This is a genomic window from Salinivibrio siamensis (genome assembly GCF_001996005.1).
GTDB lineage: Bacteria > Pseudomonadota > Gammaproteobacteria > Enterobacterales > Vibrionaceae > Salinivibrio > Salinivibrio siamensis.
Genome location: NZ_MUFB01000053.1, coordinates 1 through 5,560 on the forward strand (window position 1 = coordinate 1; position 5,560 = coordinate 5,560).

A 5,560-nucleotide genomic window follows, 5' to 3' on the forward strand; every position below is an offset into this window, starting at 1 on the left:
GGTTACAACGAGCTCACGTTCGAAGACCAATCGGGCAGTGAGCAAGTGTATTTACACGCACAAAAAGACTGGCACACCGAGGTAGAAAACGACCGTGTGACCGAGATAGGTCATGACAACCACCATCAGGTACACAACGACCACTTTCATCGTGTGATGGGCAATGCGCATCATACCGTGGAGGGAGAGAGTCGCCAGTACACCCAACAAGACCAAACCCTGATTGTAGACGGCTCGCTGCATGTTAAAGCTGGCCAAGTGTGGGTAAATGACGCCAGTAATGAAATTCATATCAAAGCCGGTCAAAAAGCGGTGATTGAGGCAGGGAGTAGTATCACGGTCAAAGCCGGCGGCAGCTTTGTCAGCATTGATGGCGGCGGTGTTCATCTTGTGGGCCCTGCAATTAACCTCAACTCAGGCGGCAGCCCCGGTGCAGGCAGTGGCTATGCCGGTAAAGTCGCCGCCCTACCGCTTGGGGTGGAGTCGCTTCCTGATCCTGTCAACTCAGCAGCGCCGATCGATGCGTCTCTCATGAGTGCGTTACCCGCTATCGCGAAACTGGATATTCCTATGATGGAGATATGTCAACGGCAGACTGACGGCTCTTGTCCATTGAAAGACTGCCCGTGTAAGTAGGATTCTGTGATGAATTGGTTGTTAGTGATCGATAAAAATCGCGTGCCGGACATTTGTCAGCATTGCGCAGAGGGTAACGTAGAATGGATACCTTTGTATCGAGATACTATATGGGAACCCCAGTTAGTAAATAGCCCTATTTGTGCCAAGGTCAGTGAGGAAGATTCGGTTTATCAGCGTTGGCTGACGGAGCCTCAGTGGGCGAGCAGTGGCGTGGTTTTTGCGATGCCAGAGCATCTAGATATCTTCGAGCAAGTGTCTAGCTTACAAGCGAATATAACTGTCTTTGATGAAAACCAACGTCAATATCTGCTGCGCTTCTACTCGCCCAAGACGTTATTACACCTTGCTAGCCTGTGTGATCAAACTGTGCTGATGTCGCTATTACAGACGACACATTATGCGTACATATCTCCCGCATTCTCTGAATTATCAGACGCCACGCAATTAATATTTAACCCCCGAAAAGGGACGGAAGTTGACACTGTCTATTTGCCTATTTCAATCGTTGAGGAGTTACTAGCATGAGCCAAGAGTATACGATAAAGCAAGGAGATACTCTCTCTGAGTTAGCTGAAGCGTTTAATACGGATGTTAGTACTCTTCAAGAGCTGAACAGCGATAGAATTAAGAATATCGATACTATTCGTGTCGGCAATACGCTTTCTGTGCCGACACCGGATGACAAGTCCACTGAGACAAAGGAGCCATTAGACGTTGTTCCTAATGATAATTTGACTAAACGAAAATGCTCTATTGAATACGTCGATGCGCTTTATGTGCCTCATAATCCAGCCGAGGGAAGTTCACCGCGTCCAAGTGTCTATCTCTTAACTCAAGAAGCCTACGACATTATTGAAAAAGAAGCACAATTATGTAAAGAGGCGGTGCAAGGAGATAAAGAGACAGTATTAGCTAATCTAGAAAAACTTGGTGTGATGGATCAGGTAAAAGCGACGCCACACGAGTTTTTCTTGGCAAAGTATGATGAAGAGCACCCAGATGAACCTTCATTAAAACAGCGCTATATGCAAGCCCTCCAAGCGCGATTAGCCTTGGAAATGAGCATGGCATCAAATATCGAATTCCTTCCCAGCACGCCTGATATTGAGGACGTGCGCGATATTCATGCGTCTTTTAACGAACGGATAGAAGCGTTGAATGTCGAGCGGGGTCGTTGGCGAAAAACCGGTGATGATAACTATTTAGAGTATACGATTGAGGTCACTGGTCGTGGTGCCGTGAATGTAAGAGAGCCAAGATCCGATGTCGATAATCGCTTCGCAAGAAGACGCGCGAGTATCGTTAAGGAACTACAATCTGACTGTCTTGATATTGTTATCGAGCTTATCGAGGATTTGGAGAAGATCGCCGCTCAGCACGCAAAAACGATTTCCATTGAAGAGGATGGTGCGACTTACAGGTATAGCGATCAGTTGAGCTACTATACCTCAAGCAGAGATTCAGATATCCAGCGCTTGATTAATGATCTAATAGATTGTCGTGTTAATGATTCCTTTAATGATTTTATTGATCCAGGACAGGTGACAGAGTCTACTGAGCCACCATGCCCGGAAGATCTTAAAGACTTCTACAAGAATGATATCACTCATTTCTTCTCTTATTATGAWTCAATGAATACTGTAGCACGCCAGATACGATTTTCGAGAAGGTATCCACTCGGATATACCATGTATCGGCTTAATCAGTTTGGGTTTTACGTCAAAGAGCAATGCTTAAACGAAAGTGAACTGTTCAATGGCGCTGATGCTATCGCGTCTCTTCAAGAGAATATCGGCAGTCAAAGTATTGGTACAATTCAACGACTGATCGAAAGTGTTAATATATCAACGTTAGGCTATTACTCTGCGTACGCGTTAAGAATTACCATAATCAAAGAAATCGCTAAGCGAATTGCTGCCTTTACTGACTTAGTCTCAAAAAACCAACAATATGCAGACTATGTGAGGAGACTTCTTGTTTATTCAGAGCACATTCAAGAGCGCTTCGATGCGCTAGAAGCGCTTGCCAAGAGTCGGTTGTCATCGCCTATTCTAGACGGTCAGGAGGATTCGGTCCTCATAGGACAAGTGCGAGAGAAAAAGCGCATATTGCTTTGGGATGAGCACAAAGATTGGGCACCAGAAAATTTGAACAATCAAATTGTACCGGACTCCATGGCGCTGAATACGACGATTGTTGAGTGTGCGCTCACTTCCAAGCCAAACGAAGCGATGTATATACGCTCAACGTGTGCGGTTATAGATAGTGATCCAGCAAGGAATAAGCAAAGCTGTGCGCGAGTTTATGAACCCACGCTACCAACAGGGCAAGGAGTGATAAAGCCCGAGGCATTCAAGGACGCGTTAAGAGACGCCTTGGGTAATGATGCGGAAATTAAAACGACGTTTGCGTTGGCTAACGTGGGGGGAGAGGTCGCTTTAGATGAGGCCTATGAGTATGTGCTACCGTGGCGAACCCAGCAAACTGAGATTTTCGGCAACACCGTTAAGATGGACGTTAGCGGCGGCGCACAATTTATGCGATTTACGTATTCAGCACAGGCAGCAGCTGAAAGCGTCAACATAGACTTAGTGGGGAACGCGCAGCTGGGGGCGTCGCTTGATTTCGCCAGCGGCCAATTAGCGACAAAATTCTCCATTCCAGCTGAAAACATGTACGATCTGAAAGTTCCCTATTACACCGTTGACAATGAGCGTCGTGAAGTGAGCTTAGGAGACATTCGCTTCGACATTGAAGCGGTTGTCCACGGTATGTTAGCGGCAAGCATGAAATGCTCGAATGAGATTGGATTTGGTCAAGATGCTGCGACAGGGGCACCAGGGCTACGGACATCTCAAACCTTTATTGCAACACGTTTGGAAAGCAAGAAAGACCTAGAGCTCGCGGATGATAGTGAACTGCGAAATATTAAGGCGGGTGCAAAGACTGAAGTGTCGGCCTTTGCTGGTGCAGAGGTAGGTGGACAAGTCAGTCTTGAATGCTTATGGAAAAATGTGGGTAGCTCGGACATGAAAAAGTTGTTTAAGCTCGCCACGAGCCTCACCGCGCAGTTAGGTGTTGGAGCGAAACTTATCTTGCAATGTACCTTAGATAATGGCCGCTTAATTTTTCGTTTCGACTTTGGTGCCGCGTCTCTTGCGGGTTTCTCTGGCAAACTGGCATTTGAGTTAGACCCGCTTGCTTACGATGAATTTATCTCACGGTTGTTAGATGTGATGGAGCACCCGAGCTTCAGTCGCTTTGGTCTCTTCCATGAAAGTGACGGCAGTGAAGCCTTTTATGCTTTTAACAGGCTACTGACAGTGGCCGTTGCTTATCAGCTTACCCTGACGCAAATTGCACTGCTTCCTTTTCATCTTATTCGCGATATGGAGCAGCGAGCGTTGGAGGCGACGAACGCCCCCTTTGTGGCGAACTTCATTAATAGTGACGTTGAGACATCCGGGCAGCGAGACTGGATCAAGAAAATACCGGCTGAGACCTACGCCAAGCTCTTTTCCGTGCTTTTGCATTATCATGATTTGGGCTTTTGGGACAACGATGAAGAAGCTGCTGAGCGTAACCTTAACCAAGTAGCTGCGATGACCAAGCTTTTAGAATGGATAAGAGGAGAGAGCCACCCAGTAAGTGACAATGCCAAGAAAAAATTCGAGAACGTCATGCAAAGGGTCGGAGAAGAGATTGAGATGGAACTTCCCGAAGAGGTGAAATGGCAACGCTATGCGGAAAATATTGATAAGATATTGAACTTTTGGGAAAAAGCCTACGGTAGTATTATAAATGAAGAACTAAGAAGGTTGTTCAGTAGAGATAAAAGAAAACTTCCTGACGCTATTAGACAATTGATTACACCTTGGGTTCCTTACAAGAAGGTTATTTATCTTCCCGCGTATCAGGAAGTTACTGAATACGAGGTCGCTCATGTAAATGATAAGTCAAAAATAAATGAATTGAACAGAAAGAGATTCCAAAGAATAATTGGTGGTTAATGTGAAGTTTTTGAAATATTTAATGATTACTACTTGTATTCTTCCATTTCTATCTCGTGCGGAAACGTTGGAGGAAGGAATTGAGATATTAAATCAAGGTCAGTTTAAAAAGGCCCGTGAGATATTTAAACCGTTAGCTGAACATGGCGATGCTAATGCGGCCTACTGGTTGGCGTATACCCAGTTCAAGACTGCCGAAACACTGTATGTAGGTTCTAACTTACTAAAGGCAGCTGAAGGTGGTAACCCTTGGGCGATGGCGACACTTGCAGGTACCCATATGCCAAAGGTGACTACCTCATATTGTAATTATCTTGGCTGGCCGTGTGATGAAAAATGGGTTGATAAAGCAATTGAAGGTTGGGAGAGACTCGCCGAAGAGGGTGACGGTAAGGCAATGTACGCACTCTTATATCATGACCCTAGCTGGTGGCAATATATTCCTTTTTATAGAGATTACCGATATGAAAAGCTAGCGAGTAAGTTATATAAAAATAAAGGTTATACCTTTTTTTATGATAAAAATTTTTGGTCTTCTTTGAATAGAAGAACTCGAATTGACTATCTGGAAAAGATGGCAAAAAATGGCGATGGTATAGCTATGTATAAGCTGTATTATATATTTAAAGATGATGACTTGGAGAAGGCATTATATTGGTTGGATAGAGGGGTGAGGGAAAGAAAATATTATGCTTTAGGAGTGAAAGGCACTATTGGAATTCCGGACTCTAAAATGAGTAGTAAAGGTCATAATATTAAAGAAACATCTAAACGTGCTTATTTCTATTGTTATGCTTCACAAGTTCTATATCGAGGGATAACTGAGTGTCATGTTGGGACTTTCTTTGATTCTAACCTTCTTAGAGAAAACGATAGCTATGAATACTTTGATAAGGTAGGAGGAGCTAAAG

Annotated in this window: 4 protein-coding genes; all 4 read left to right on the forward strand. The window is 44.6% G+C overall.

Annotated elements, in window-relative coordinates:
* Positions 1 to 636, forward strand: a 636-nt coding sequence (locus BZG73_RS16040; RefSeq protein WP_407690291.1) for a bacteriophage T4 gp5 trimerisation domain-containing protein, incomplete at its 5' end; no start/stop codon positions are given.
* 9 nt (positions 637 to 645) lie between these two features.
* Positions 646 to 1,164: a DUF4123 domain-containing protein gene (locus tag BZG73_RS15835; protein ID WP_077668820.1), complete on the forward strand. Its 519-nt coding sequence runs from the start codon at positions 646 to 648 to the stop codon at positions 1,162 to 1,164.
* The gene (locus BZG73_RS15840; protein ID WP_077668821.1) at positions 1,161 to 4,649 is read left to right on the forward strand and encodes a LysM peptidoglycan-binding domain-containing protein; all 3,489 of its coding nucleotides are present in this window, start codon (positions 1,161 to 1,163) and stop codon (positions 4,647 to 4,649) included. The genes BZG73_RS15835 and BZG73_RS15840 overlap by 4 nt, the downstream gene beginning before the upstream one ends.
* A gap of 1 nt (position 4,650) precedes the next feature.
* The coding region (locus BZG73_RS15845) for an SEL1-like repeat protein (protein ID WP_131826213.1) at positions 4,651 to 5,560 on the forward strand (910 nt) is incomplete at its 3' end.